This window comes from Bacillus sp. MMSF_3353 (assembly GCF_030733445.1).
GTDB classification, from domain to species: Bacteria; Bacillota; Bacilli; order Bacillales; family Bacillaceae_G; genus Bacillus_A; species Bacillus_A wiedmannii.
The window spans coordinates 23908-49732 of sequence record NZ_JASHJA010000018.1 but is presented as its reverse complement, the minus strand read 5'-3'; the positions used below and the strand labels follow the sequence as shown (position 1 = coordinate 49732).

The 25825-nt window shown below is 34.3% G+C and carries 28 protein-coding genes and 1 pseudogene; 10 read left to right on the top strand and 19 right to left on the bottom strand.

What is annotated here, in order from left to right; all coding sequences use genetic code 11:
• Positions 1 to 68: 68 nt before the first annotated feature.
• The gene (locus tag RBB48_RS23995) at positions 69 to 833 is read right to left on the bottom strand and encodes a DUF2087 domain-containing protein (protein ID WP_097889332.1); all 765 of its coding nucleotides are present in this window, start codon (positions 831 to 833) and stop codon (positions 69 to 71) included.
• A gap of 256 nt (positions 834 to 1089) precedes the next feature.
• Between RBB48_RS23995 and RBB48_RS23990 the strand changes: the two are divergent.
• Positions 1090 to 1241 (top strand): annotated as a pseudogene (locus tag RBB48_RS23990) (MBL fold metallo-hydrolase); the annotation flags it as partial.
• A 513-nt stretch (positions 1242 to 1754) separates the two neighbouring features.
• Entirely contained in the window at positions 1755 to 2177 is a 423-nt protein-coding gene (locus RBB48_RS23985; RefSeq protein WP_097889331.1) for a PH domain-containing protein, read from the top strand.
• Between the two features lie 88 nt (positions 2178 to 2265).
• On the opposite strand, the gene fumC is transcribed toward RBB48_RS23985, so the two are convergent.
• The 3 genes from fumC to RBB48_RS23970 form a co-directional block, all read right to left on the bottom strand.
• Complete coding sequence (gene fumC, locus RBB48_RS23980) at positions 2266 to 3654, bottom strand: class II fumarate hydratase (protein WP_262719565.1); 1389 nt, start codon at positions 3652 to 3654, stop codon at positions 2266 to 2268.
• Positions 3655 to 3777: 123 nt separating this feature from the next.
• Complete coding sequence (gene nhaC, locus RBB48_RS23975; RefSeq protein WP_088062946.1) at positions 3778 to 5181, bottom strand: Na+/H+ antiporter NhaC; 1404 nt, start codon at positions 5179 to 5181, stop codon at positions 3778 to 3780.
• 324 nt (positions 5182 to 5505) lie between these two features.
• Positions 5506 to 6165 (bottom strand): class I SAM-dependent methyltransferase, encoded by a 660-nt coding sequence (locus RBB48_RS23970; RefSeq protein ID WP_088062945.1) that lies wholly within the window; start codon positions 6163 to 6165, stop codon positions 5506 to 5508.
• Positions 6166 to 6420: 255 nt separating this feature from the next.
• Here RBB48_RS23970 and RBB48_RS23965 point away from each other — a divergent pair, with 255 nt between their 5' ends.
• Positions 6421 to 7386 carry a DMT family transporter gene (locus RBB48_RS23965; protein ID WP_098230228.1) on the top strand — a complete coding sequence of 322 codons (966 nt, stop codon included), beginning with the start codon at positions 6421 to 6423 and terminating at the stop codon, positions 7384 to 7386.
• A 16-nt stretch (positions 7387 to 7402) separates the two neighbouring features.
• Positions 7403 to 8074, top strand: coding sequence for a GntR family transcriptional regulator (locus tag RBB48_RS23960; protein ID WP_046959020.1), 672 nt, complete (start codon positions 7403 to 7405; stop codon positions 8072 to 8074).
• Positions 8075 to 8130: 56 nt separating this feature from the next.
• On the opposite strand, the gene fbpA is transcribed toward RBB48_RS23960, so the two are convergent.
• Together fbpA and RBB48_RS23950 are read right to left on the bottom strand one after the other, a co-directional pair.
• The gene (gene fbpA, locus RBB48_RS23955) at positions 8131 to 8301 is read right to left on the bottom strand and encodes a Fur-regulated basic protein FbpA (RefSeq protein ID WP_000098304.1); all 171 of its coding nucleotides are present in this window, start codon (positions 8299 to 8301) and stop codon (positions 8131 to 8133) included.
• 193 nt (positions 8302 to 8494) lie between these two features.
• Complete coding sequence (locus RBB48_RS23950) at positions 8495 to 9394, bottom strand: cation diffusion facilitator family transporter (RefSeq protein WP_088062943.1); 900 nt, start codon at positions 9392 to 9394, stop codon at positions 8495 to 8497.
• Between the two features lie 212 nt (positions 9395 to 9606).
• On the opposite strand from RBB48_RS23950, the gene RBB48_RS23945 reads away from it, so the two are divergent.
• Complete coding sequence (locus RBB48_RS23945; RefSeq protein ID WP_098133610.1) at positions 9607 to 10680, top strand: WD40/YVTN/BNR-like repeat-containing protein; 1074 nt, start codon at positions 9607 to 9609, stop codon at positions 10678 to 10680.
• A gap of 39 nt (positions 10681 to 10719) precedes the next feature.
• On the opposite strand, the gene RBB48_RS23940 is transcribed toward RBB48_RS23945, so the two are convergent.
• Both RBB48_RS23940 and RBB48_RS23935 read right to left on the bottom strand, forming a co-directional pair.
• On the bottom strand, positions 10720 to 11865 hold the full coding sequence (locus RBB48_RS23940) for a DUF4179 domain-containing protein (RefSeq protein ID WP_306008176.1): 1146 nt from the start codon (positions 11863 to 11865) through the stop codon (positions 10720 to 10722).
• Positions 11862 to 12428, bottom strand: a complete 567-nt coding sequence (locus tag RBB48_RS23935; protein WP_097889327.1) for a sigma-70 family RNA polymerase sigma factor — start codon at positions 12426 to 12428, stop codon at positions 11862 to 11864. Before RBB48_RS23935 ends, RBB48_RS23940 begins: the two co-directional genes overlap by 4 nt.
• A 419-nt stretch (positions 12429 to 12847) precedes the next feature.
• Between RBB48_RS23935 and asnB the strand changes: the two genes are divergently transcribed.
• Positions 12848 to 14671 (top strand): asparagine synthase (glutamine-hydrolyzing), encoded by a 1824-nt coding sequence (gene asnB, locus RBB48_RS23930; protein WP_306008175.1) that lies wholly within the window; start codon positions 12848 to 12850, stop codon positions 14669 to 14671.
• Positions 14672 to 14713: 42 nt separating this feature from the next.
• On the opposite strand, the gene RBB48_RS23925 is transcribed toward asnB, so the two are convergent.
• A complete protein-coding gene (locus RBB48_RS23925; RefSeq protein WP_088062938.1) occupies positions 14714 to 15541 on the bottom strand; it encodes a PP2C family serine/threonine-protein phosphatase in 828 nt (275 codons plus the stop codon).
• 124 nt (positions 15542 to 15665) lie between these two features.
• Here RBB48_RS23925 and RBB48_RS23920 point away from each other — a divergent pair, with 124 nt between their 5' ends.
• The 3 genes from RBB48_RS23920 to RBB48_RS23910 are packed head-to-tail and all read left to right on the top strand — an operon-like array spanning position 15666 to position 17286.
• A complete protein-coding gene (locus tag RBB48_RS23920; protein ID WP_000651933.1) occupies positions 15666 to 16076 on the top strand; it encodes a MarR family winged helix-turn-helix transcriptional regulator in 411 nt (136 codons plus the stop codon).
• Positions 16060 to 16389, top strand: a complete 330-nt coding sequence (locus RBB48_RS23915; RefSeq protein ID WP_000545644.1) for a DUF3147 family protein — start codon at positions 16060 to 16062, stop codon at positions 16387 to 16389. Before RBB48_RS23920 ends, RBB48_RS23915 begins: the two co-directional genes overlap by 17 nt.
• A gap of 36 nt (positions 16390 to 16425) precedes the next feature.
• On the top strand, positions 16426 to 17286 hold the full coding sequence (locus RBB48_RS23910; protein ID WP_142314798.1) for an alpha/beta hydrolase: 861 nt from the start codon (positions 16426 to 16428) through the stop codon (positions 17284 to 17286).
• 18 nt (positions 17287 to 17304) lie between these two features.
• Here RBB48_RS23910 and RBB48_RS23905 read toward each other — a convergent pair whose 3' ends face one another.
• The 7 genes from RBB48_RS23905 to RBB48_RS23875 all read right to left on the bottom strand — a co-directional run bounded on the left by RBB48_RS23905 (position 17305) and on the right by RBB48_RS23875 (position 21521).
• Positions 17305 to 17676, bottom strand: coding sequence for a hypothetical protein (locus RBB48_RS23905; RefSeq protein WP_046959012.1), 372 nt, complete (start codon positions 17674 to 17676; stop codon positions 17305 to 17307).
• Positions 17677 to 17765: 89 nt separating this feature from the next.
• On the bottom strand, positions 17766 to 18341 hold the full coding sequence (locus tag RBB48_RS23900; RefSeq protein ID WP_000208291.1) for a histidine phosphatase family protein: 576 nt from the start codon (positions 18339 to 18341) through the stop codon (positions 17766 to 17768).
• A 157-nt stretch (positions 18342 to 18498) separates the two neighbouring features.
• The gene (locus RBB48_RS23895) at positions 18499 to 19140 is read right to left on the bottom strand and encodes a DUF3885 domain-containing protein (protein WP_306008174.1); all 642 of its coding nucleotides are present in this window, start codon (positions 19138 to 19140) and stop codon (positions 18499 to 18501) included.
• A 50-nt stretch (positions 19141 to 19190) separates the two neighbouring features.
• The gene (locus RBB48_RS23890) at positions 19191 to 20282 is read right to left on the bottom strand and encodes a serine hydrolase (protein WP_306008173.1); all 1092 of its coding nucleotides are present in this window, start codon (positions 20280 to 20282) and stop codon (positions 19191 to 19193) included.
• 98 nt (positions 20283 to 20380) lie between these two features.
• Positions 20381 to 21016, bottom strand: coding sequence for a cupin domain-containing protein (locus RBB48_RS23885; protein WP_060489788.1), 636 nt, complete (start codon positions 21014 to 21016; stop codon positions 20381 to 20383).
• 161 nt (positions 21017 to 21177) lie between these two features.
• On the bottom strand, positions 21178 to 21339 hold the full coding sequence (locus RBB48_RS23880; protein WP_087983163.1) for a peptidase: 162 nt from the start codon (positions 21337 to 21339) through the stop codon (positions 21178 to 21180).
• Between the two features lie 65 nt (positions 21340 to 21404).
• Complete coding sequence (locus RBB48_RS23875) at positions 21405 to 21521, bottom strand: hypothetical protein (RefSeq protein WP_002011946.1); 117 nt, start codon at positions 21519 to 21521, stop codon at positions 21405 to 21407.
• A gap of 41 nt (positions 21522 to 21562) precedes the next feature.
• Here RBB48_RS23875 and RBB48_RS23870 point away from each other — a divergent pair, with 41 nt between their 5' ends.
• Positions 21563 to 21985, top strand: coding sequence for a YfmQ family protein (locus RBB48_RS23870; protein ID WP_073529983.1), 423 nt, complete (start codon positions 21563 to 21565; stop codon positions 21983 to 21985).
• A gap of 52 nt (positions 21986 to 22037) precedes the next feature.
• Here the strand turns inward: RBB48_RS23870 and RBB48_RS23865 are convergent, their stop codons facing one another.
• From RBB48_RS23865 to RBB48_RS23855, 3 genes are read right to left on the bottom strand one after another with little or no spacing between them, the layout of a single operon-like run.
• Complete coding sequence (locus RBB48_RS23865) at positions 22038 to 22871, bottom strand: hypothetical protein (RefSeq protein WP_000755323.1); 834 nt, start codon at positions 22869 to 22871, stop codon at positions 22038 to 22040.
• 20 nt (positions 22872 to 22891) lie between these two features.
• Positions 22892 to 24154 (bottom strand): MBL fold metallo-hydrolase, encoded by a 1263-nt coding sequence (locus tag RBB48_RS23860; RefSeq protein WP_142291710.1) that lies wholly within the window; start codon positions 24152 to 24154, stop codon positions 22892 to 22894.
• The gene (locus RBB48_RS23855; protein WP_088062931.1) at positions 24151 to 25821 is read right to left on the bottom strand and encodes an ABC transporter permease; all 1671 of its coding nucleotides are present in this window, start codon (positions 25819 to 25821) and stop codon (positions 24151 to 24153) included. The genes RBB48_RS23860 and RBB48_RS23855 overlap by 4 nt, the downstream gene beginning before the upstream one ends.
• Positions 25822 to 25825 lie beyond the last annotated feature (4 nt).

Genomic DNA, 25825 nt, shown 5'->3' with positions numbered 1-25825 from the left:
TTTCAACTTCTATTTCTTTGTATAGTTGTTATAATAATGTGCCTCTATTTATTTTCTTTTCCATATTATCATAACTTTACCCAATATTGGCTTCCATCTGCTGTTCTATCTAAAAACCCATATTCGATTAAATACCTTCTTAAAGTTACAAAATCCGGGTATACTCTTTCTATGATAGTATTTACTTCTTTTTCAGTGTACTTTTTATTACTATCAAACTTCGTCACTAAATGGCGTAATATAATTAATTTGCGCTTTTGCTTTTTCGGAAATGTAGAAAGTGGTCCATCTAATCCTTCTGTAAAATGCGCTTTTAATACTTCATCATTTTCTTCTTCCGTAATATTGTAGCGATCATCTACCATCGTTGCGGTTCTATGGATTGGTACAAATTTCGTTTGTACTTTTGATTTTTCTTCTGACAGTTCCATTAATGCTAAAAACACTTTCGCTTGCTTCATTTTCTCTCGAAGTGTAAATCGATGATTACGAATGGTTGATGTACTTCCACCATCCATCTCTTTTACAATCTCTTTATCATTCAGCCCCATATGGAAAAACTGAACCATTTTCTTTTGCAAATCCGTTAAACCCGTATACTTTTTATCAAGGTTTAATAAATAATCAAACATAGACGTATGTTCATTTTGCACATGCAATTGCACAAACTTCTCTGCTTCATACAAAACTTGATTATCTTGATAAATAACCCCCTTAATAAACGCTTCTCCACAAGCTAAACAAATATACTCCTCTGCTTCCACTTCAAATACATACCCTTTCTTCAATTCTTCTACCGAAGCATCCCAAAACTTCTCTGAAATATCACTCATACTAAACACTCCTTTAAAATGTTTATCTAAAAACAGACGTTTCCCAATAACGTTTACTATCTCTTCATCATCTTAACATACAGTAAATAAACATTTCAACATTCCGTTTACCCATTTTACAAACTTTTATAAAAAACGTCTACTAAATAATTTTATAAAAAGAATTAAAGTAACAAAAAAGCGAATGTATTTAATACACTAATGAAGATAGGATGTGAAACAAAACATGACTATTCTGCAAGATCCTTGGTTTACTGTTAATCAAATTTACGGTTCACATCATACTCTTGGTCTCCCCCTACTATACTGAAAGAACTAAAATACGCTATTCAATATTTGAGTGATAACAACCTCGTTCTACACGGAACTGGTACTCACTCATTCCAAAACTTCAGCATTCAATTTTAACTACAAAAAAGGTATTTCCGTATATGGAAACACCTTTTATCCATTATATATTCTATTTATAACCTCGACTAAAGCCTTACTTACCTGTACAAATATATGCTTTCGATTTCCATCCTCAACAAATTTATTTGCACAACTACCCATGACCGTCATACAACTAATTATGACTAGCGCTAACTTTCTATTCTTGTAAGTCACTTCATACCTCTCCACTATTACAAAATTCCATTTAAATTTATCCCACTTTAATGGGCAGTAAGATCCCCACCTCAAAATTCAGCGAAAGCAAAGAAGTTAGGTGGGGGATCAACTGCCCATAAAAGTCCGATTGGTTTAACTAATAATCAGTGGGGGATGAAGAAAACCCCCACTGATTAAAGTTTCACTTTATCCCATCAGGAAATTTTACATGAATAATAAAACGTGTGAATATGCAATTATGCATATATATACGTTTTATTACGATGTTGTGATTTAATTTAGTTAGAGTACACGTAAACCGAGGTGACTAACTTGAAATTCAAAGCGAAAAAGAATCCATTTCACGTCATTTTCATTACATTATTTATCACTATTTTTCTCGTTTCGCTATTCTTCCAAAATGAAAATTCTATTTTTTTCACTCTCATGATGCTGTTAAATATCGTGAATCTTTCTTCATTCTATTTCTCTCACTACGACGTAACGGAATCATCTCTTGTCGTAAAACATGGTTTCATACTGCGTACTGAAATTCCATTTGAAGATATTCGCCATATTACATACTCTGGCAAAACACTTCGCTCAGAAAAGTGGACTAGGCAGCAATTAGAAGTCCATTACAATTTATTTGATTCTGTGACAACTTTCGTACCTCAAGAAGAAGAAAAGTTCATTTCACTCTTAAAAGAAAACTGTCCACAAATGAAAGTATTGAACATGCCTGCTAACAAATAATATATTTTGGCACTTGTAGTAATACAAATGGAAGTCATAAAAATAAATATCAAAAAAGCCAAGATTCTAAAGAATCTTGGCTTTTTTATTACTCTTTCGGAGCAATCATTTTTTTCGGATCGACAATTTCATTAAATTGTTCTTCTGTTAGTAGTCCAGATTGCAGTGCTGCTTCTTTTAACGTTAACCCTTCTTTATGAGCATACTTCGCAATTTTCGCTGCATTTTCATATCCGATATGCGGGTTTAATGCTGTAACAAGCATTAATGAACGATTCACATTCTCTTTAATTACTTCTTCATCTGCTTCAATACCAACTGCACAATTATCATTAAATGAAACAATTGCATCCGCTAATAGATGAGCAGATTGTAAGAAGTTATATGCAATAACAGGTTTAAATACATTTAATTCAAAATTACCTTGGCTCGCTGCAAATCCGATTGTTGCGTCATTTCCCATTACTTGCGCTACAACCATCGTTAACGCTTCACTTTGCGTTGGATTTACTTTACCTGGCATAATAGAACTTCCTGGCTCATTTGCCGGAATAATAATTTCTCCTAGACCACTACGCGGACCACTTGCAAGCCAGCGCACATCGTTAGCGATTTTCATTAAATCAGCTGCTAATGCTTTTAATGCACCATGCGTATATACAACTTCATCATGACTTGTTAATGCGTGGAACTTATTTGGTGCAGTAATAAATTGCTTACCTGTAAATTGGCTAATTTCCTCTGACACCATCTCCCCAAACTTAGGATGAGCATTAATACCTGTTCCAACTGCAGTACCACCAATTGCAAGCTCTTTCATATATGTATTGCTCTCTGCAATCATACGCTCTGTTTTTTCAAGCATACGGTGCCATCCGCTAATTTCTTGCCCTAATGTTAACGGTGTTGCATCTTGTAAGTGTGTACGACCAATTTTTATAATATGTTCAAATGCAGTTACTTTTTCTGCTAATGTCTCTTTTAATTTCGTAATTGCTGGCAACACGTGATTTTCTACTGCGATTACACATGCTACATGAAGCGCTGTTGGAAATGTATCATTTGAACTTTGAGACATGTTCACATCATCGTTCGGATGAATATGTGCGTCAGATCCCTTCTCTTTCAAAATTTGATTCCCACGATTTGCAATTACTTCATTCACATTCATATTTGACTGAGTACCGCTACCAGTTTGCCATACGACAAGTGGAAAATGTTCATTCCATTTCCCTGCGATCACTTCGTCAGCTGCTGCCACAATTGCTTCTGCTTTTTCTTCTGATAGCTTTCCTAATTTTTGATTACTAAGTGCTGCACTTTTCTTTAAAATGGCAAATGCTTTTACAATTTCAAGCGGCATTTGCTCTGTTCCAATCGGGAAGTTTTCTTTACTACGTTGTGTTTGTGCTGCCCATAATTTATCAGCTGGAACTTTTATTTCTCCTATTGTATCTCTTTCAATTCTGTACTCCATTTTTTCATCCCCTTGAAAATAAAATACCTACATTTCTCATTTTAACAGACTTTCACCCAGATGATAAGGATTCTCACTCGTATATATAAAAAAATACCTTCCGCCATCGCAGAAGGTATTTTTTTATGATGCTTGCTCTCCTTTTTCAACGTCATCTACATACCAAATGAATTTGCCTGTGTATCCGTAAATAACCGCCAAAATTAATGAAACAAAGCTTAACCACATAAACGGAACGTATGAGAACGTTGCTACACCTAAAATACCAGCCATAAAAATACCATTATCAGACCATGGAACCATACCTGAAGTTAACGTTCCACCTACTTCTGAGTTACGTGCTAATACACGTCGGTCTATTTTTAATTTATCATAGCTATCTTCCATAATTTTCGGTGTTAAAATTAGTGATACGTACATCGCACAACCAAATATATTCGCTAAGAATGCTACGATTAATGTAGACAATGTTACATTACCTGCAGAATTTAATTTCTTCTCAAATTTAGATACGATTACTTTTAAAACTCCTAGTTTTTCAAGTAATCCACCAAATCCTAAACCGAAAATAATAACGGCTACTGAGCCAAGCATACCGTTAATTCCACCACGGTTTAATAACTTGTCAACAAATTCAACACCAGATTGAATTGAGAATCCATTATACGCTGTTCCAATCGCCTCTCCAAAGTTCATTCCTTGGAAAAGAGTTGCCCAAATTGCACCAATTAAAGCTCCCATTGCAATTGTTGGCATAGACGGTTTCTTCATCGCTAATAGAGCGATAACAACGACCGCCGGAACAAGCATCCATATTTTAATATCAAATTCCTTTAATAAAGCTTCTTTTAAAAACTCTACTCGATTCAAATCTACATTATCGCCGCCATACATCCAACCAGCTACAGTAAACATAATGCTAGTAATAATATAAGCCGGAACATCTAATACGAGCATAGCTCGAACGTGAGCAATAACGTCTACTTTTGCCATAGACGCTGCAAGAACTGTACTATCAGAAAGTGGTGATAATTTATCGCCGAAATAAGCTCCTGAAAGAACTGCACCAGCAACAAGCGGAAGTGGTAAGCCAAGTCCTTCACCAATCGCCATCATAGCAATACCTGCTGTTCCTACTGTTCCCCATGATGTTCCTGTTGCGATAGAAGTAATTGAACAAATAATTAATGTTGCTAATAGGAATATGCTAGGGTGAATAAACTCTAATCCATAATAGATTAATGTTGGTACTACGCCACCAGCAATCCAAGTTCCAATTAAAGCACCTACCGCAACTAAAATCAGTATTGCTTCTAATCCGTTAGAAATCCCTTTCGTAATTGCATCTTGCAATTCTTGATAACGAAATCCTAATCTTAATCCAAGCGCAATTACTAAAAACCATGAAATAAATAGCGCTAATTGAATTGGGAGATCAAAAATCGTTTGGAAGGAAAAGACAACAGCAAGAAATAGTAATAAAAGAACTATGATTTCTAGCATCGATGGTAATCTTACACTTTTCATTTTTTTCTCTCCTTACAAGTCGATAACATGACGTATGTCGTCTTACATGTATGTAATATACAATTAGCGAAGACAAAACAAAATTTTCATATTATTTCGATTTATTTTTCCAGTATAATATAACACCTTTTCTATTGTAAAAGTAGATGTTACTTTTCGCAATGGAAAATATAAAAAATGTTACATTTTTATATAGAACAATCCAAAAATAACTTTTTTAATATTTGCCACAACAAAACTTTTTACTATTATCCTCCCCTTTTAAGGAATACCATTTTTCTCCACAAAAAAGCACACATCATTAAAATGATGCATGCTCTACTTTTATTTATACATATTTTGTATTTCTTCTTTATTTTTAAGTATTTCCACAAACTGATTGCTACAGCCTTTCGGAAATAACACTCCGAGCCCATATGAATGCTCAAACTGAAAATGAGGGTACTTCGCCTTGACCTCATCCCAAAATTTATATACACCGAAGTTTCGATCTTTCACCTCAATATCATGAAATAACACAATACCGTTATTCGCAAGTTTCGGTAGCCATGTTTTATAGTCATGAGAAACTGCTTCATACGTATGATAGCCATCAATATGCAACAAATTTATCGTTCCATCTTGAAACTGATCCACGGCCTCATCAAAAGTAGACCGAATTAAATTCCCTATTTGAGGATAACTCGTGCTCACGAATTTACTCACTATTTGAAAAACACCTTCTCCATATGGACCTGTGTGCTCATCTCCTGCCCAAGTATCTACAGCAAAGCATTTTGTAGATAATCCTTCATCTTTTACCCCTTGGCAAAAACTGAAAAAAGAAGCTCCTAAATGTGTACCTAACTCAACTAATATTTCTGGCTTTTCAAATCTTACTAAATCATAAGCGAAGTTTAAATGTCCCACCCAAGCAGAATTCATACGAATATATGGATTGTATTGATCAAATTCAAATGTTGGTTTATGAGTAACCCAGCTCATCACATTTCTCCTTCTACACATATTTTTAACAAACCAAATTACTCTTATCTTTATTTTTTTATCCTCTTGATTATGATTTATTTTTATAATTTTATCTCGCTTTATTTCACCTCCTCACTTGTATCGTAAACATAACTGGAACTACTAAAATTCCTACCTTCTAACACAGAAATTTCAGTTTATTTTTTATTCATTTCGTGATATATTGCATATTGTATCCGAAACGAATTTGTAGAAAAGGAGAATGAAAACTATATGGATCCAAATCGTTTAAAAGGAATCATAATGGTTGTAATTGGTGCTTGTTTATGGGGATTGTCCGGAACAGCTGCACAACAACTTTTTCAATATGAAAATGTTTCTACTGAATGGTTAGTTACAATTCGATTGCTTATATCTGGCGTTATCTTGCTCCTTATTTCATCATTCGGAAAGAGAAAAAAAGAAATATTCGGCATATGGAAACAAAGATCTAATGCTACTAAAATGATATTGTTTGGCCTATTCGGTATGCTTGCTGTACAGTACACGTACTTCGCTTCTATTAAAGAAGGGAATGCTGCCGTCGCAACATTATTACAATATTTAGCTCCTATATTTATTACTGTATACTTACTTTTCAAGTGGAACGTTCGGCCATCAAAAATTGATTTCATTTCCATTACCCTTTCATTAGTAGGCACTTTTCTCTTACTAACAAATGGGTCTGTTCATAACTTGGCTGTTTCTACACCGGCTATTATTTGGGGTATTTTATCTGGATTATCTCTTGCTTTTTATAGTTTATATTCAAAGGGATTACTAGAAAGATGGTCTTCCTCTGTCATCGTTGGATGGGGCATGATTATTGGGGGTATTGGCGTTACGATTCTACACTTTATTTCTACAAACGAATTCATTTTATTATCGACTATGAAATATGTAAAACTAAGTACCCTACCGCTCATCACATTTGTCGTCATTTTCGGAACACTGATTGCATTTTATTTATACTTAGACAGCATACGATACCTGACTCCGAAAGAAACGACATTATTCGGTTGTACTGAACCACTCGCAGCTATTATTTCTTCTGTACTTATATTACACGTACCCTTTCAATCTTTTCAGTTATTAGGGGCTTTTTGTGTCATTGTAATGGTGCTCATCTTAAGCCAAAAACCGGATGAAGGGAAACAGGAATTAAAGTTTGTTCATGAGAAAAAAGAAAATATACAATGAAAGGATTGAATTCACTATGCCTATCCCTCAAAATTATAAAAAACAAGGAAGAGTTTCGGCAAAATCACTCGTTTTAAATCAACTACAAGATTGGATTATTGAAGGTGTACTGCAGCCTGATGAAAAAATTAATGATGGGGAATTGGCTGAAGCACTAGGAGTAAGCAGAACACCTGTAAGAGAAGCACTTCAAATATTAGAGCTTTCTGGATTAGTGGAAATGGTACCTGGGCAAAAAACAAAAATTGCTCCTATTAAGTTAGACGACATTCCTATCATTTATGAAACGATGGCTGGTCTTCACTCTATTATAGGAAAGCAAGCACTTCAAAACATTACAGACGCTGATCTGAAACTACTTTCTGAAATAAACGCTGATTTTCAGCGCTCTATAGAGAAGAAAAACGCAAAACAAGCTTTAAAACTAGATATACAATTTCACAATACAATTTCTTCTATTGCTAAAAACCAATATATTGAACCCTTTCTAGAAAATATGCAACTTCATGTTCTACGCCTTGAATATTTGTTTTTCCAAAACTTTGTTCCAGCAAGTCAATCTATTGAAGAACATCACTCTATCATTCAAGCATTGCAAAAGCAGGACGAAAAACAAATGGAACAAATGATGTCTCAAAACTGGCTCCGTCCAATGAAAGAAATATCAAAAATAATTTCTACGAAATAATAATAGAGCTGGTTACACAAAATCGTAACCAGCTCACCTTTTACTAATCTATATAGTTATGCCTGAATATCTGCATATTCTTCCATATCTTCGTACTCTTTTTCCAATTCCTCTAAAGACAGCTCGTATAATTGTCGGTCGCGAATTTTAAACACACCTGCTCCAATTAACTCATCAATTAAATGCCTCTTACGATTTTCAACAGCAAAACGGAGTTGACTACTCATCTTTTAAAAAACTCCTTTCTACAATCATTGAAAATGATAATCTTTATCAATTACCATTTTTGATTATAAAAGATGACTCTTTATAAGTAAAGTAATTTCATGAAATATTTACCTTACAAAGTATTTGTGGCCACATTATATATATGTATGCCGTGCGAAAAATGTTATGACACATTTTCTTATCCTTTTTCTTTCATACTTTGCAAGTTGTCTCAATATGATTAAATTCACCATCTATTTCTACTTGAATAGTGACATGTTCTACATGAAACTTCTCCTTTAATACATCCGTAGCCTCTTTTAATACATTTTGCGTTTCATCACCTTTAATAATCAAATGGCAAGTTAATACTTGAAAATCAGATGTGACAGACCATATGTGCAAATCATGAACTTCTTTTACAACCGTAATATTTAATAATGTACTTTTTACCTCTTCAACATTTATGTGCTGGGGTGCACCTTCCATTAATATATGGACGGTATCACGTGTTACACGCCATCCACTAATAATGACTAAAATAGACACAAGAATACTAGCAATCGCATCAGCAACAGTCCATCCGAAAAATTTAATACATAGCGCTGCAATAATCGCTCCGACTGATCCTAATAGATCGCCTAATACGTGTAGGAAAGCACTTCTTAAATTCAAGTTACCCTTCACATCTCCGCCTCTCATTAATATCCAAGCTGATAAAATATTAATAAGCAGACCAAGTACAGCAATAATGAGCATCCCATTACTAGCAATCTCAACTGGTTCTTTAAAACGGCGAATTGCTTCAATAAAAATGTATACTGAAATGACAATAAGAACGACACCGTTACATAATGCCGCTAACATTTCGACTCGCTTATACCCGTATGTTTTCGCAGCTGTTGCTGTTTTTTCTCCAAGCTTAAACGCAAGTAAACTTAATGCTAAGGATACTGCATCACTTAACATATGCCCCGCATCAGATAGTAGTGCTAAACTATTTGTTACAAATCCCCCAATCACCTCAGCAATCATAAAACTTGTCGTTAATACGAAAGCAATTAGTAACGCCTTTTTATTGTTAGAATGACCGTGATCATGTGAATGCCCCATACCAATACTCCTTTAAGTGCAATATCTGTACATTAGTATGAAACAAACTCCCCGTCTTTATCCCGTATTAACTGCCCGTAAACGCCCGCTTCCTCTGTATACACACTTCGCTTCTTTTTAAATAAGTCCTTTTTCTCAACAAAAAATAAGACTACTTCTTTTTCAGCTTCATATTGTTTACTAATGAAAGAATTTTTAAGGAGGTTACTAAAATGAAACGTTTATTTCTCTGTATGGAACGTGAACTAGTTGTAGTGAAAGAACAATATGGTAACTATGAAACAACGTATCACTTACAAAATATGCAACCTACCTGTATCGCAGTTGATCCATTCCAAAAGAATCGTGTATATTGCGGCACATTTGGACGAGGTTTATGGCTAAGTGACGATGGCGGGGATTCGTGGAAACCGATTGGAGATTCATATCGTTACTTTGATTTCCCTAAAGAAGATGGTATTTTACACTCTTCGATAACTTCCATTACGATAAGTCCTAATGAACAAGTTAACGGCTATGGCGTCGTTTATGTCGGCTCAGAACCGAGCGCTTTATTCCGTTCTGAAAATGGTGGTGAAACGTGGACTGAACTTAAAAATATGAAATCATTATTATCTTCTTATACGTGGGCTTTTCCGCCTAGACCTTTTACCCATCATGTACGCTGGATTACAGTTGATCCAAACAATCCAAATACAATCCATGTTTCAATTGAAGCTGGTGCTGTTATTCAAAGTAATGATAGAGGGCATACTTGGATTGATAAAAAATTCGGTGCTCCTATCGATGCGCATCAATTGCTTATGCACCCTGAAGCTCCAAATCGCCTTTATGCATCATGTGGTGATGGTTTTATGGGCGGACCTGATCGCGCATACCTTGAAAGTTATAACAGTGGAAACAGCTGGATCTCATGCAGTGAAGGACTTGAACACCATTATTTATACAGCATGGCTATCGATCCGGCTGATTGTGATACAATTCTCGTTTCTGCCGCACCGAGTGCTGACCTCGCTCATCACCATATTCCTTATGAATCTTATATTTATCGTAAAACGAAAGATACTCCTTTCGAGCAAGTACAACAAGGTCTACCATCTGCAATCGGTACAGTCATTTCGATGTTTGCGACAAATCCAGCAGAACCACATACATTTTACACTTTAAATAACAACGGCGTGTTTCAATCCAATGATAGCGGCGAATCGTGGGAACAACTAAACATTCCGTGGAAAGATGAGTATAAAACGCAGCATCCGCATGCATTGCTCGTAACTAATTCTTAACGAAAAAAGACTGCCTAATGGTTTTAGGCAGTCTCTTTTTTATTTCTTTAAGTCAATTACAATATCATCTAACGCAATACCCTTATTGCCTCCCAATCTTCGAGGCACAAAACGCTCCTTTACTTCTCCTCCAACTATTGTTACCGAGCCATAATTTTCAGGAGTGTGAATTCTTAAATTAATGTAAGGCGTTATTATTAACTTAGTCGCATTCTCATTAAGTTGTTGGAATGTTTCACTCCAATTAAAATTATAAGGATCTTCACCTGAGCCTCCATTTCCTTCTCCATAATACTGATTACCTATATCATCTCTCACTTTTAAATCAACATCCACTCCATCCCATACACCTCTTATTTCTTGAGCTACTTCTTGGTTGTAATATAGAATAAACGACATGGGTGTTATTTCCATTCTCTCCATATTAACTTTTACACCGTCTTTTTCTGCACTACCTCTAATCAATTTCTCTTTATTTTCTATTCCTTTTAGATTAATATTAAAATTCCAATCTCCTTTTATCTCTTCTTCTGTTTCTAAAATGTTTATACTTTGTATACTCCATTCAACATTCACTGTAGTTCCTTTATTACTAACTAGATCACTACTTGTTTTTATTAAACCTTCATATTTCCTATCAGCGACCTTAATAATTTCATTGCTTCCTGATTGGGCACCTGCTCCTTTAATAGTTAAAAAATCCAACGTACTTGGATTTTTACCTAAATCTCTGTTACTTTCTATAGAATAGTTTATTGATACTGTCTTACCATCGAAAATCGCATTATTAATCGTTATCTTAATTCCATTGCTTTCTTTTGTCATATTTAGTACTGTGGCGTATTGTTGATAATTATTATGAAGCCCCGTTTTCTTCTCTGCGTCCGCTTTATAATTTTCATATAACCCTGTTCTACCATTATCTAAAAATCGGAATATGTCACCTACAATTGGCAATCCCCCGGCATATGTAGGAAACCCGATACCAAGCGTTGCAACTGATAATCCTACTAAAATAGATGCAGCAGCAACACCTTTTTTCCAACTTTTCATCTTTTTCTTCGTACGTATCGATTGTTTTACATTACGTTTCACTTTTTCTTTTTCAATTTCAGAAGCCTCAATTTCCTCAAGTTCTTTTTCATCTATATCAATATCATTTAATAGTTCATAAATGTCTTTCATATTGCACTACCTCCAAAACTAATTTTCGTAGCATTTTGTTGTAGTTTCTTTTTTCCACGGTACACACGATTATCGATCGCTGCCCGAGTTAACCCTAACTTATCTCCTATTTCTTCTGTCTTCATACCGAGAAGATATTTCATAATGAACACCTTTTGATCTAACGGTTCTAATTGATTAATAAGCTTCAATAACTCTTCCCTATCTTCCATAACGATTAATTCATCTTCCGCTGACTTTTCCGTACTAATATGAAACTCATCTGAAATAATTTCTACTTTTCTAGTCGCTTTCCGGTAATAATCAATCGCCTTAAATTTTGCAATCGCCGCTATCCATTTTTTAAAGTCACTCGGCTCTCCATGAAATTTATTTGCGTTACTCCAAATGGAAAGAAATATATCGTTTACACATTCCTCTATTAATCCATCATTTTGAACCGGAAGAAGGACTTTATGCGTTATTCCTTTTATAAGTGGTAAATATGTATCGACAACGAATTCTAGCGCATCTTCTTTTTGCCGTTGTAATCTTTTTATAAAATTTTTCTCATTTGATTTCATGTAGCGATTCCCCTTATTTTTTTGTAAAAGCTTTTACACCCTATATAACGTCTTACAAAATATTTTCTCTCATCTCTTTTTATTTTTTGTATGTTATGGAATACTTTCCCTACGCCATTGTCTCACATAACTATGTATTACAAGAAAATTTTCTCAAGTCTGCAATTTAATTCATGTAGTACACTATTTATATAGTCATTCTTTAACCTGGTGTACATTTTACCCCGCATTAACGGGCAATAAATCCCACCTCAAAATTGGGCGAATGCGAAGAAGGTAGGTGGGAGATAACTGCCCGTAAAAGCCCGATTGGTTCAACTAATAATCAGTGGGGGATGGAAAAAAACCCCACTGATTAAAGTTTCACTTTATTTCATTAATCTACTTTTCAACATTTTAAACTAGGAGATGAGATGTGTATGTGTGGAATTACAGGCTGGGTAAATTGGAATAAGGACCTTTCCAATGAACATGTTATTTTAGAAAAGATGGCAAATAGTATCCAGCATCGCGGTCCGGATGCTGAAGGATTTTGGTTTTCACCTCGTGCGGCCTTTGCACACCGTCGGTTAATCGTAATTGATCCAGAAGGCGGGACACAGCCGAAGACATTTCGTGCTGGTGATTATGTGTATGCTCTTACTTATAATGGAGAAATTTATAATTTTCGCGAGCTTAGAGAGCAACTTCAAAAATGTGGTCATGCATTTGAAACGCATTCGGATACAGAGGTGTTACTACATGCTTATTTAGAATGGAAAGAAGACTGCGTACAACATTTAAATGGTATTTTTGCCTTTGCAATATGGGATGATCAAAAGCAACAATTATTTTTAGCACGTGATCATTTAGGCGTAAAGCCACTCTTTTATACAGAAAGAAATGACAGTATTATTTTCGGATCCGAAATAAAAGCACTATTAGCCCATCCATCTGTCCCTGCTGAAATTGATGCAGATGGCATAAACGAAATATTTGGATTAGGATTATTTCGAACTCCAGGATGTGGCGTCTTTAAACATATTCAAGAAGTGCGTGCTGGACATTCTATAACGTTTACACGTGATAAAAAAGTAGTTAAGAAATATTGGAATTTAGAAAGTAAAGTTCATACAGACTGTACTGAGGATACATCATCACATATTTTATCTCTTTTGCAAGATACAGTAAAAAGACAATTAATTGCCGATGTTCCTCTCGTTTGTATGTTATCAGGAGGATTAGATTCTAGCGGTATTACTGCTCTAGCGGGTAAAGAGTTTGCAGCGGAAAATAAAACACTTCATACGTATTCCGTTGACTTTGTAAATAGTGCAAAAGATTTCGAGCTGACATTTGCTCGCACTGGTTTAGACGCTCCTTGGGTAAAACGTGTTTCCGAACATGTAGGGACATCTCATCATGACATTATTGTGAATGCTGAAGAATTAGCAAATCACTTATTCGTCCCTCTCCGTGCAAAAGATTTACCGAGTGCTGGCGAAATGGAAACTTCACTCTATTTACTATTTTGCGAAATGAAAAAAGATGCAACTGTAGCTTTATCCGGCGAATCTGCTGATGAAGTATTCGGTGGGTACCCTTGGTTTCATCAAGAGGATTTACTATTTGTCGATAAATTTCCTTGGCTAACAAATTGGAAAAACACTTCCCCTCTTCTACTAAATGAAGTAAATAACCAATGCAAATTAGAAAACTATATTGATGCACGCTTCCAAGAAGCGATTCTTGAAGTACCTACTCTTGAAGTGGAAAGTAAAAAAGCCGCGAAACAACGCCAAATGTTTTATTTATTTTTAACGAGATTTCTCCCGTTCTTACTTGATCGTAAGGATCGTATGAGTATGGCTGTAGGCTTTGAAGTACGTGTACCGTTTTGCGATTATAGATTAGTTGAATATTTATGGAACGTTCCTTTCAATATAAAAAGCATTGATAATATTGAAAAAGGCATTTTACGTAGAGCACTGCAACCTGCTTTACCTGACGATGTACGCAATAGAAGAAAAAGTGCTTATCCAACTTCACAAGATCCACATTATTTACACACAATCCGTCATTTATCACTCGACTTGTGCAGTAATAAAAACAATCCTATTTTCTCACTTATTAATCATTCCACATTACTTGCCATTGCCGATGAAAGCAATAAAGAAATTAACAATTTTGAAGCAAGAAGTGCTATGGAATATATGCTACAAGTAAATGAATGGTTGAAAACGTATCATATTCATATTGCTTAACAAAAAGGAGTTCAAGGATAACAACCTTGAACTCCTTTTATATTAATTAGCGCATTTTTTATTTTCAGTATCAATGGACCATCCAATAATTGTGGCACAATCTCTACCTTTCCACTGCAGTACATTTGTTAATACTGGCTCAATCTGTAAGCAACTTCCGTCGTGCAATATTTCTACTAAAGATTGATCATCATCAAATTTTCGTTTATCACACTCTAAAATACCGTCCGTTGCCATTACAATGTGATTCATTCCTTTTTCTAATCCTCTGACACCTGATGTAAAGCAAGGTGTATTTGCAGCAAAAATATTTTTCCTACCAATATATTCGTAATTCTTCCGTTTATTTAACCGCCCTTTACCATTCTTCGTTTTTTCAGAATGGAATAAATATGCGAAGCAATCACCAACTGATAGCCAATATAAAAATTCGCCTTTTCGCAAACAAATTAAGCATGCAAGTTCCTCATCATCTTGATCACATTTTTCAATAAACAATTCATCTGTAAATAACGCTAATAAGTACATATGCGTATGATGAAAAGCTAAATGTATCGGGTAAGAAAATAACTCTTTTAGTTTCTCTTTTCTTGCTGAAATTGCTTCTATTATATAATCAATATTTTTTGTTTTGTGGTGTGTATCAAAAATCATAACAAATTCAAATTGTAATTCAGGATCCCACCAAGCAAGTACCGCATCTCCTCGTTCATATGCATCACTCTCTTGATTTCCCCCATATACGCCGACTGAAAGAGGACCACATTTTTCAACATGTATTTCATCTACATACATCTGTTCATGACTCATCCATTTGAATGTATTCACAGCTATCATCCTCTCTCTTGCTAAATGTATACCTTTACACATAGATTACCTTATATTTCAATAAAAATAAACTTTTTCAACATTTTTTATCCAAATAAAAGGATTTTATTTCTACGTTCACGAATATATCTTACTATACGATATAAAAACAGGGGGATTTATCATTATGAAAGACATCAATCAACATTGGGAAAGCATTTATTATCACTTACGATATGAGTATGAGGACAACCTTTCTCACCAAGCCATTCGTATTTTACAACTCATTTCTCGTGAGAAAGATATAACAATTGGAAAAGTCGCTACTGAGCTTAGTCTCTCTCATAACACAGCATCAGAACACGTAAAGCGCCTTATTCAAAAAGGATTTATTATAAAAGAAAGAAACAAACAAGATGAAAGGGTCGTAAACCTTACTTTAACGAAAGAAGGCATTGAAATATTAGAAAAGCATACTTTACTAGATAAAGAAAAGATAAAAATATTAGAATCACAGTTATCAAAAGAAGAACAACAATTAATTGAAAAAGCCTTTTCGTTATTAGCGAAGGAGGCAAAATATGCATTTCCTCGTTAAAGTAATCGTTTCTGCACTTATTATTGGCGTTATTACTGAAGTCGCTAAACATTATAGTACGATAGGCGGCTTTATTGCTGCCCTTCCTCTTGTAAGTTTACTAAGCCTATTTTGGATTTCTTTAGAAGGCGGGAACAAACAAGAATTAAGTCAATTTGCTATAGGCGTATTATATGGATTTCCTGCATCCGCACTACTACTATTTATCGTCTATATTGGTCTAAAAAACTCATTTTCACTTAGTACATCTGTCCTGTTTGGTATAGGTGTTTGGTGTATCGTTTTTGCTTGTCAAAAATTATTTCAAGCTTAGTTAGGAGGGTTTATTATTTATAAATTTGTAGAGGTATTGGAGCAAACTATAGAAGTATATACAAAAGGAAGTAGTAAACAAACGGTAGTTATTCAGACCGGAATGGGTTGCTCATTTTATGATTGGCTCCCTATTATAGAAAAACTTTCACAACATTTTACAGTCATTTCATACCATCGCCCAGGTTACGGAAAAAGTGAACTAGGAAATTATTCGCGTACTACAAGACAAGCGACAAACGAACTTCATATGTTACTACATGAACTTGCTATTCACGAGCCTATCATTTTAATCGGTCATTCCTATGGAGGCTTATGTGCACAACATTTTGCGATGTTACATGAAGATAAGCTGCAAGCACTTATTTTAGTTGATTCTACTTCTATGAGCTTACACCGATTAGATGAACTGCATTTACCAATTTCTGATCAAACGGATTCGGATGATATGTGGCTTCAAAAATATAATACATACTCCAAAATGGATATAGACATGCTTAATAATGAACTAAAACCTATACTCGTTGATCAATCAAGACAGTACATTGAATTTTCTACCTCCCCTCTATTATATAAAGCGACAGTTTCCGAACTATGTGAGTGGAAAAATTGTGCTCGCTCAATAAAAGAGCTATATAAAACATTAAAAGTACCGTTAATCGTTATCGGTAGAGACCCTCAATATTCTATTACTCAGTTGACTGAGGGTGGCATGCCAAAAGAGGAAGCGACACAACTTGAATCAATGTGGCAAGAACTGATTCATGAACAATTACACCTTTCAATATATAGCCAATATATACTTGCTGAACATGCTGGTCATGGTATAGAAAATGATCGACCAGATATTATTATTGAAGCAATTCACTCTTTGCAAATAAAAAAAGGAAGCAACTAACGCTGCTTCCTTACTTATCTATTCATAATCTTCTTCATCATCGATTTCTTCATAATACGAATTCCCATTACTTACATATATAGGACCATTCGCAACGTCAATACGTAATACCCATGCCCATGGCACAGCTAAACGCTTATGTATTGCTCGCCAAAAGCTCATTGATTTTCTTTCGTACTCCTGGAACTCCTGAAGTAACTCTTTGTAGGAGGAACCGTCTAACTGAATATTTGCTTCTAACAAACGAGAATGGGCATAGTACTGCAGCTCTAGTTCAGCAGCAATTTCCATTTCTTCTTCCGTTGCCATACCAATAATTGCTCCATCTGCTGGTACAATTTCAAATACGTTCTGAACTTCAATAAGCCCTTCTTTCTCTTTCTCAAACATGTAAACAGCCTCCTTTAACACATATTTTTTATGTTACAAAGTCATACTTCTACAATAACTTCTCCCTTTCCTCTTTTTTTGATAAACTTTTACAAATTATTTATCTGATAATCTGTAGACTGTATTCTTTCAGCAGAACTGAAACAATTATTATCAAAAGTTAATTTATACACGTCAGGCATATGAAGGGTTTTCCAAAACTGAAAATCATATTTCGAATCAAAATAATTCATTAGTAATACCATAATATTCCCATGAGTACCTATTACAATATTCTTACCTTTATATTTTTTTAATATACTTTGCATACATATTACAGCACGTCTTTGCGCTACATCATTTGATTCTCCGCCTTCGTATGCAAAAGTCCAGTCTTCCCATACCTTCTGAAGAGCATCATTAAAATCCTGTACTGGTTCTTTACTTAATAGCCTTTCCCGTAAATCTTCTTCCAGTTGTATTGATAAATTATATGTATTCGCAATTCCTTGCACAGTTTGCATTGCCCTTTTGTACGGACTAGAAATCACAACATCAATATGTTTATCTTTTAATAAGCGTGTTACATGCTGCGTATCTAACAAACCTTTTTCAGATAAAGGCCTTTCCCGTTCTTCTTTTGTATATGTAGAGTGGGCATGGCGAACAAAATATATTGTCGTCATTCATTCATCCCCCTTTTCTGTTTCTATCCAAATTCAATACATTACCATCAAATCCCTTTACCTTTATAATAAGTGCTGTCAAATTTGAATGTTGATTTTCATATTAATAAAAGGGAAACACCTCTATGGTATTTCCCTCATTTAAAATAGACTACATTCAATTAAATACTTTATCAATTTTATTTCTGTCGTATTCTAATATCCAATCATTATATGTATGATAAATATCTCTAATTGTATTAGGAGAGGTAGCTAATACATCACAACCCCTATCATCATAAACGTGAAATATAGTATTCTTGTTAATATTTATGAAATACACCCTATGAAAAATACGCGGTTTTATTCCCATATCTTGATTACAAATTGCTTTTAGCATAGGAATGTATTTCAAGTCTGAAACTTTACATTTCAAAGTATATCTATGAGTTTTATATACCCCGTCTTCATCGTCTTCTGGAAAAATATAAGGGATTGTATTTTTCTGTAACTTAAACAAATCGGACTTCTCTTTTACATACTTAGAAAAGATATTCAATTTGTGTTTGAAAATTTCACCGTCTGCATAGTCATTTACATCCACTACGATATAAATATCATCTTCTGTTGCATGTAAAGACTGAAATAAAGTAATCGCTCTATTATAAACGCCTTCTAAATATGGGCAGTTTTCATAAATGTTATTGCAATCATAGTTCACACCTAATCTAAAGCGAATACCAATATCCCCATTATAAAATAGAGGTGGTCTAAGTTCTAAATTTGGAAACATTTCAAGCTTATACTCATTCAACCTCATCTCAACACCTACCTTTAATAGCACCTTGTTTACATAATAAAATTATTCTATTATAATTTATTTTTAAATTCCTCACTTGTTATAATGTCTCGAATAAAATAATCTACATTATTTCTCAGCTTTTGATATGCAACTTGATCTTCTATATCGTTAAACATAATGACAACTTCTACTTTATTCCCTTTCTTATCTGTAGTATACAAGCTTTTTGTCAATACGAATGCGGTAGAACCACCTTTTTGACCAGCATATTCGAACTTACTATTTTTAACTGTTCCTTTAAAAATGTTCTCGATTTCTTCTTGCATTGATTTTGGAAAATAATTTCTACTATTTATTTTTTCCATTATACTCATATAATCTTTAGCGTTTGCACTCACTAATCGATCTGACCAAATTCGCTGAAATTCCATATCTACCTTTAATGGAATATCCCGTTTTTTCCATTCTTCTTCATCTTTCATCCATTCATGAATTTGTAACACATGTTTATTATACTCATCCTTTGACATGTTACGTATCATTTCTAATGATTGATTTTCTGGCTCATGAAGCTCTTTTTCTACATACCCTCTCATATATAGTGAAGCAGTATACGAAGAGAATTTGTCATGACTAGTAAGCTCTAATTCTTTTATACTTTCATTTACCCTTTCTATTCCAAGCTTATCTAACAAATATGTTGTATTTGCATTAGAACTATAATGAATCATCCCTTTAGCGACTTCTTCTAAAGCGATCTGTCCATTTTTCACTAACTCTCTCGCTTTGGCATCTTCTAACCAGTCAGGATGAGCTCCACCATCAGTGTTTTTAACGTAATATTTTTCTAACTCCTGCAATGAAATTTGTTCATCCCGACTTATTTTTCCTTCTGACACTTGCTTAGCAAATTCAACTGCTATTACAATTTTGGCCATACTCGCTAATGGCAATTTTACATCTTCATTTATAGATGTTAATACTTCCCTATTTTTTCTAATTAGTAATGAACATGTTTTATCACCTTTATGCTCTTTTATGTACTGTAATACGTAATTAGGATCTTCTTTTGACAAATAGTACTTCATAATAAAAAAGAAAGCTATAGCGGCTACTATAATAATTCCTGCAATAATTCCTATAATCTTTAATATGTTCACAATATGCCCCCCTTTACTAAGTTCCCTACTATATAATTATAACGAATTGAATTACAAAATTATACAAAACAGAGTAACTCTTCCTAAAAAAGAAAGAGTTACTCTATTTCACATGATGTTATTTGTCCATTTAACGTAACGACTATATTTGAGTCGCCACTTTCTTTAGCACCTTTTAATCGATTGGAGTTAGGAGGACCAATGACAACTGACTCCTTAATTTGTGAAAGGTCCTTCCCTAATTTTTCCGCACTTACACCGTATGCAGCTTGAAATACTTCTGGCGGTGTTAATCTAAGTATGTCTGATCCTTCTGCTGTTTCAAACTGATCGTTATTGAAGAACAAATGTAATTGTACTTCTTCTGTTACCGCTGTGATCCAATGCCACCATCCCATTGGAATAAAGACGGTTTGCCCCGCTTTTACATGATAATTTTGCAATTGATTCGTTTCCGGATTTAAGATAGATGTAATCGCTTCTCCTGATACAACAACATCTAATTCCCACGCATTCGGATGCCAATGTGGTTCCCGCATGTGCCCTTTTGTCATAAATAAATCGACAAACGCTCCACCGATCATTGCTGGTAACTGCGTTGACGTAACTTCATAAGCAACGTTTTTCTCATCTCTTTTAAAAAAGATGTTTTTTCTCGAATCAAAGAAAAGGTTTGGAGTTCCTGAACTTTTCTTTAAATTTTTATTATCTGGAACATAACCTGAACTACTCATTTTATCCCTCTTTTCCACTCCGAACATTTCTAGTTTCACACTGTAGCGTATGGAAAAAATGTATGAATGTGCCTATCATTCACATAACAAAAAAACATGCCTTCATAAGGAGAGCATGTTTTGTGATATTCTTCACATTATTTAGTTAAAAAATAAATTTTTTACTTACCATGATGTAACATTAAATCACTAAGTTCTTCTTCAATGTGATTTAATTTCGCAACGCCTTCTTTCCATTTATGAATATAACGTGAAACCCCAACGATAAATAAAATGATAATTGTGGAAAGAATAATACCATACACGATTGTTACAGTACTCATAGTTACACTTCCTTATAATTAGTAATGTGGTTATTAGTTATATTTTTATTATAAACCTTTTTCTCTTAAAATACTTCGATTTCAACTTTTTGTAACAAAATTGATTTTTCTAATATTTCATTCGTAAAAATGGCATATTTTTCACAAATTATACAAAACTTCACCATATGTACTATTACCATATGAGTTATATTATTTAATAGGAAAAAGGGGATGATATACTATGACGACTTGGTTTATTGTTATGTTAGTTGTATTTGGGGCATTTAAAATTATCGTTTCGAGCCTTCCTAACACTGTTATTGAATCCATTATTAGCAAGTACGAAACACATCCGCAACTTGAAGAAGAGAATGCGACTGTTACAATCAATGGAAATAACTTAGAAGGCGAACAAAAATCCAAAATTATTCATGATTTTAACGAAGGTTTATTTTTAGATCGCTATTATGCACCGCCACACAATGAGGGTACGCCTTTAATAATCAATGCAAAACGTGGCAAAAAAGATTTTACATTTTATATTTATAGTCATGAAGAGCATGTTGATGTTGTAAAGCAACATAAAAAGAAAGTAGTTGCTTATAGTTTACGCTCTAAAAACCTTCAAAATAATGATATGTTCGTGTCAGCTGATTTAGCTTAATACTCATATATTAGAAAAAGGAATCCGTGGAATATGGATTCCTTTTTACTATTCACTGAAAAATAAGCTCTGTCTTCAAACTATCTTTCGGTAACAACCATCCTTTTTGTTCTAAACTCTTCATTAATAATTCTCTTTGTTTTGTTGCAATACTTTCCTCTTTTGTTTTAAACGATACTTCTATTACGAAATCATCTTCTATTTTCCCTGTATTACTTAGTGGCCAAACTTCAATATTCGTTTTAATATTTTCAAATTCAGCTGTATACCGTTTCATTAATACAGGACCGTAAATACGAGAATTGTTGAGCATTTCTTCTCCCCAATTCGTATACAACCATTTGTTCATTTTCCCTGGCAACTTTTCTATTAACATGTTTTGAGCATCTCGTTCGTTTGGTAAATCAAGTACTCCATACCCTTTAGCACTGTAGCTTTTCTTATTTGAAATACTTAACGTTTTCTTCTCAAATCCCCAATCTATTTCTGCCTCATAGTTATCAGTTTTACTATCAAATCCATCCTTTTTAGCCACTTCTAGTGCATCTTGAATTACACCATTTTGAATGGGATATCTTTTTTTATATGTTAGCTCAAAATCTTTACTAAATTCTTTCTTTCGAATTCTCGCAAACCAACCTTCATTACTTAAATTTTTATTTGCCGTATCTAAAAATTGCACTTGTATTCTTTCATAATTTGTACCAGCCTTGAAATATTCTAGTACCTCTTGATTTATCTCTTTGTTATAACCTAATACTTGTTCTGGTTTTAATAATAATTTCACTTCAAAACTAGGTGTCATCGGACTGGCAGCAAACCCTTCCTTAACGTTATAAAGGAAACAACAAAAGAAAATGCTTACGAATACAAATACTTTTTTCATATACCTATCCCCTTTACATTTCAAATGACTTCTATACGTTCCATAGTAAGTGAATGTACATTTTCATACCCTGCCGTGCTAAGCTTTTTCTGTAATCGATCCGTATCCTCTTTCAAAGCGTGTACTAACACCGTATGTTCTGGTAATAGTGTATTTAACATTGCCTTAACGTCACTTATACTTTGATGAACTTTATAAGGAACTCGCTTCACCCTACATTCTTTATTTACACGTTCTTTCATAACCTTTTCTGCAAAACTCCCTTTAGCAATATGTCCTGTAAATATAATGGAATTTCGTTCTTCATATCGCAGTTGTTCATAATATAACTGCGCTCGTTTCGTTTGCATATTCGCATCACTCATTACAACTATTCCATAACTATTTTGCGTACCGATGTCATGATCCATAGCGATTATGTTTCTTTTTAAACTCTCCATAAGCCCTTCAAGTTCTTCATTATTTTTGAGCCAATCTTTATATGCGAACATCTCCTCAAATCCATGCAAAATTTCTTGATCTACTATAATGGGAAGTTCTTTATATTTTTTATACAAATACAATACGATATCTTGCGCCCTACCAAGCGGTGGCAACGGTAGTAATGCTATTCCTTTCTTTTGCGCAACTCCCTCAATTTCTGTACATAGTTCGTTTACTCGTTCATGTTGCGAAACATCATCAGTATGATAAGCTGCATCAACAATTGCGACTTTTATATCAGCGCGCAAATTCTCAGGTAAATTAGCTCGTAGTATGTTAGACTCTGCTGAGTAATCGCCAGAATAAAATACATATGTATGACTCATGTCCACTAAAAACCAAACAGCCCCCAATACATGCCCACTATACCCCCATTGAAAACGCAATGTAGGTGTAATCTGTATCCATTCATTCGGATTACTAATTTCATCAATATATACATAATTTAAATCTTTAACATTTTGGTCGTTATAAGGTACATTCCATCCTTGCGTCAAATTATAGTTTCTCCATTTTTCATAATAAACGGGAAGTTGCTCCTTCGTATAACGAGTCGTCCAAATTTTTTTCTTATATCCATACTTCGCTAATAAAGGTAAGCCCATCGTATGATCTTCATGAATATGTGATAAAAATACTGCATCTAAAAACGGTACAACTTCCCTCTCTATTTTTGGATAACTATCCTCATATGATCGATTAATACCACAATCAAATACTATTTTCGTCTCTTTATTTTTTACGAAGTAGCAAGAACGACCGTATTCTCCCGCTCCTCCCCATACTTCTATCCTCATCATGCTACCCCTTTTCGTTTTTGCTCCATATGTTGCAGAAGTAATAAACATATTGTTGTAAGTCCAACTGAAACGACAGCCATTGCCATGCCAATAGATACTTCTCCTTGTTCAAATTGAGCAAAAATAAATGTTGCTGAAGTTTCTACTGATGGAGGCAGTACGAGAAGGGATGCTACTAACTCTCTTATCGAGATTGTAAATGTCATCGCCCACCCAGCAAGAACTCCCGGGATAATAAGAGGTAATATTATTTTTCTAAAAATATAAATATAATTTCCAGAAAAAATACTTCCTGCCTGTACTAGAGAATCATCAATTTGCACGAGCGATGCTTTTACATATTGCACCGTATAAGGTAAAAAAAGAACAACGTACGTTACGATAACCATGACTGGCGTATTGTAAATTGACATGGGCATATAGGGTGAATTCCAAAATAAAATAAGCCCTACAACCATCACGATTCCTGGTACCATATTCGGTAACATACCGCACATATCAAGCCATTTTTCAGAAGAGTTTTTCCCCTTTCGAATCATAAGCGCCAAAAACACTCCAATAGTAGCAGCAATAATCGCTGTTATAAGTGAAAAAAGAAAACTGTTCCATAAAGCCTCTAATCCTGGAGATCCAATTGTAAACAATGCTTCATAATGGCTCGTTGTAAAGTTGTTTATATGTAAGCCACCGCCTCTTAATTTTGATAATGAAGCAATCATTATAGAAAAATACGGGATTCCAATTGATACGATTAATAAACCAATTACATAGCCCCATGCTACAATGCGTGTAAATATAGACAAAGTATACCTTTTAGACTTCACACCTTTTCCACTAACCATTGCATATGAATACTTTCGATTCAATACATTTTGCATATACCAAATGAGCATACACGCACTAAGTAATAAAGAAGATAATGCTGTTGCACTACTAAAATCAATCGGCCAACTCGAAATAAATTTATGAATCTCTGATGTTAACACATGAAATCCTATTCTTCGTCCGAATGTAGCCGGTGTTCCAAATTCAGCGATCGTCTTTACGAAAATGAGTAAAGCACCCATTACATAACTTGATACTAATAGCGGCAATATTATTTTTCGTAAACGATAGAAAAAGTTTCCACCATGAACTGCTGCCGCTTCTTCTTTACTACTTCCAATTTGAAGTAACGTGTTTTTCAACATGAAGTAAAGAAATGGGAATAAATGCAGACTCATAATTAAAACCATACCACCTAAACTAAAAAACGAAGATGAAATCGTCTTTAGCATCGGAAAAAACTGTTCGAAATAGCCGTTCGGTTGCATGAACAAAATCCAGCCCATCGATCCAATATACGGCGGAGTCATAAATGGAATCATAAAAATAATATCCAATTTACTATACTTTCCAACATCTGTTTTGCTCATAATGAACGCCAATGGAAATGCAAATACGGTTGCTCCTATTACTACGAGTACACCTAGAAGCATCGAGTTTAGAAAAATCCCAGCTAATCCACCACTCTGCATCACTTCAAAAGGCTTTAAAAAATTCCAACTACTATTTTCATATACGCTAGAAAATAAAATGAGGAAAAGCGGAATGACGATTAACATCGCCACAAGTAATAACGCTACCGTCATTCCAACTTGTCTTACTGATACGAATCGATTTACCATGTAA

What these genes read in the sequence shown, in the direction of transcription:
- RBB48_RS23995 (WP_097889332.1), bottom strand. Translation starts at nt 833, where the DNA reads ATGAGTGATATTTCAGAGAAGTTTTGGGATGCTTCGGTAGAAGAATTG.
- fumC (WP_262719565.1), bottom strand. Translation starts at nt 3,654, where the DNA reads ATGGAGTACAGAATTGAAAGAGATACAATAGGAGAAATAAAAGTTCCA.
- nhaC (WP_088062946.1), bottom strand. Translation starts at nt 5,181, where the DNA reads ATGAAAAGTGTAAGATTACCATCGATGCTAGAAATCATAGTTCTTTTA.
- RBB48_RS23970 (WP_088062945.1), bottom strand. Translation starts at nt 6,165, where the DNA reads ATGAGCTGGGTTACTCATAAACCAACATTTGAATTTGATCAATACAAT.
- RBB48_RS23965 (WP_098230228.1), top strand. Translation starts at nt 6,421, where the DNA reads ATGGATCCAAATCGTTTAAAAGGAATCATAATGGTTGTAATTGGTGCT.
- RBB48_RS23960 (WP_046959020.1), top strand. Translation starts at nt 7,403, where the DNA reads ATGCCTATCCCTCAAAATTATAAAAAACAAGGAAGAGTTTCGGCAAAA.
- fbpA (WP_000098304.1), bottom strand. Translation starts at nt 8,301, where the DNA reads ATGAGTAGTCAACTCCGTTTTGCTGTTGAAAATCGTAAGAGGCATTTA.
- RBB48_RS23950 (WP_088062943.1), bottom strand. Translation starts at nt 9,394, where the DNA reads ATGGGGCATTCACATGATCACGGTCATTCTAACAATAAAAAGGCGTTA.
- RBB48_RS23945 (WP_098133610.1), top strand. Translation starts at nt 9,607, where the DNA reads ATGAAACGTTTATTTCTCTGTATGGAACGTGAACTAGTTGTAGTGAAA.
- RBB48_RS23940 (WP_306008176.1), bottom strand. Translation starts at nt 11,865, where the DNA reads ATGAAAGACATTTATGAACTATTAAATGATATTGATATAGATGAAAAA.
- RBB48_RS23935 (WP_097889327.1), bottom strand. Translation starts at nt 12,428, where the DNA reads ATGAAATCAAATGAGAAAAATTTTATAAAAAGATTACAACGGCAAAAA.
- asnB (WP_306008175.1), top strand. Translation starts at nt 12,848, where the DNA reads ATGTGTGGAATTACAGGCTGGGTAAATTGGAATAAGGACCTTTCCAAT.
- RBB48_RS23925 (WP_088062938.1), bottom strand. Translation starts at nt 15,541, where the DNA reads ATGTGTAAAGGTATACATTTAGCAAGAGAGAGGATGATAGCTGTGAAT.
- RBB48_RS23920 (WP_000651933.1), top strand. Translation starts at nt 15,666, where the DNA reads ATGAAAGACATCAATCAACATTGGGAAAGCATTTATTATCACTTACGA.
- RBB48_RS23915 (WP_000545644.1), top strand. Translation starts at nt 16,060, where the DNA reads ATGCATTTCCTCGTTAAAGTAATCGTTTCTGCACTTATTATTGGCGTT.
- RBB48_RS23905 (WP_046959012.1), bottom strand. Translation starts at nt 17,676, where the DNA reads ATGTTTGAGAAAGAGAAAGAAGGGCTTATTGAAGTTCAGAACGTATTT.
- RBB48_RS23900 (WP_000208291.1), bottom strand. Translation starts at nt 18,341, where the DNA reads ATGACGACAATATATTTTGTTCGCCATGCCCACTCTACATATACAAAA.
- RBB48_RS23895 (WP_306008174.1), bottom strand. Translation starts at nt 19,140, where the DNA reads ATGAGGTTGAATGAGTATAAGCTTGAAATGTTTCCAAATTTAGAACTT.
- RBB48_RS23885 (WP_060489788.1), bottom strand. Translation starts at nt 21,016, where the DNA reads ATGAGTAGTTCAGGTTATGTTCCAGATAATAAAAATTTAAAGAAAAGT.
- RBB48_RS23880 (WP_087983163.1), bottom strand. Translation starts at nt 21,339, where the DNA reads ATGAGTACTGTAACAATCGTGTATGGTATTATTCTTTCCACAATTATC.
- RBB48_RS23875 (WP_002011946.1), bottom strand. Translation starts at nt 21,521, where the DNA reads ATGGTAATAGTACATATGGTGAAGTTTTGTATAATTTGTGAAAAATAT.
- RBB48_RS23870 (WP_073529983.1), top strand. Translation starts at nt 21,563, where the DNA reads ATGACGACTTGGTTTATTGTTATGTTAGTTGTATTTGGGGCATTTAAA.
- RBB48_RS23865 (WP_000755323.1), bottom strand. Translation starts at nt 22,871, where the DNA reads ATGAAAAAAGTATTTGTATTCGTAAGCATTTTCTTTTGTTGTTTCCTT.
- RBB48_RS23860 (WP_142291710.1), bottom strand. Translation starts at nt 24,154, where the DNA reads ATGATGAGGATAGAAGTATGGGGAGGAGCGGGAGAATACGGTCGTTCT.
- RBB48_RS23855 (WP_088062931.1), bottom strand. Translation starts at nt 25,821, where the DNA reads ATGGTAAATCGATTCGTATCAGTAAGACAAGTTGGAATGACGGTAGCG.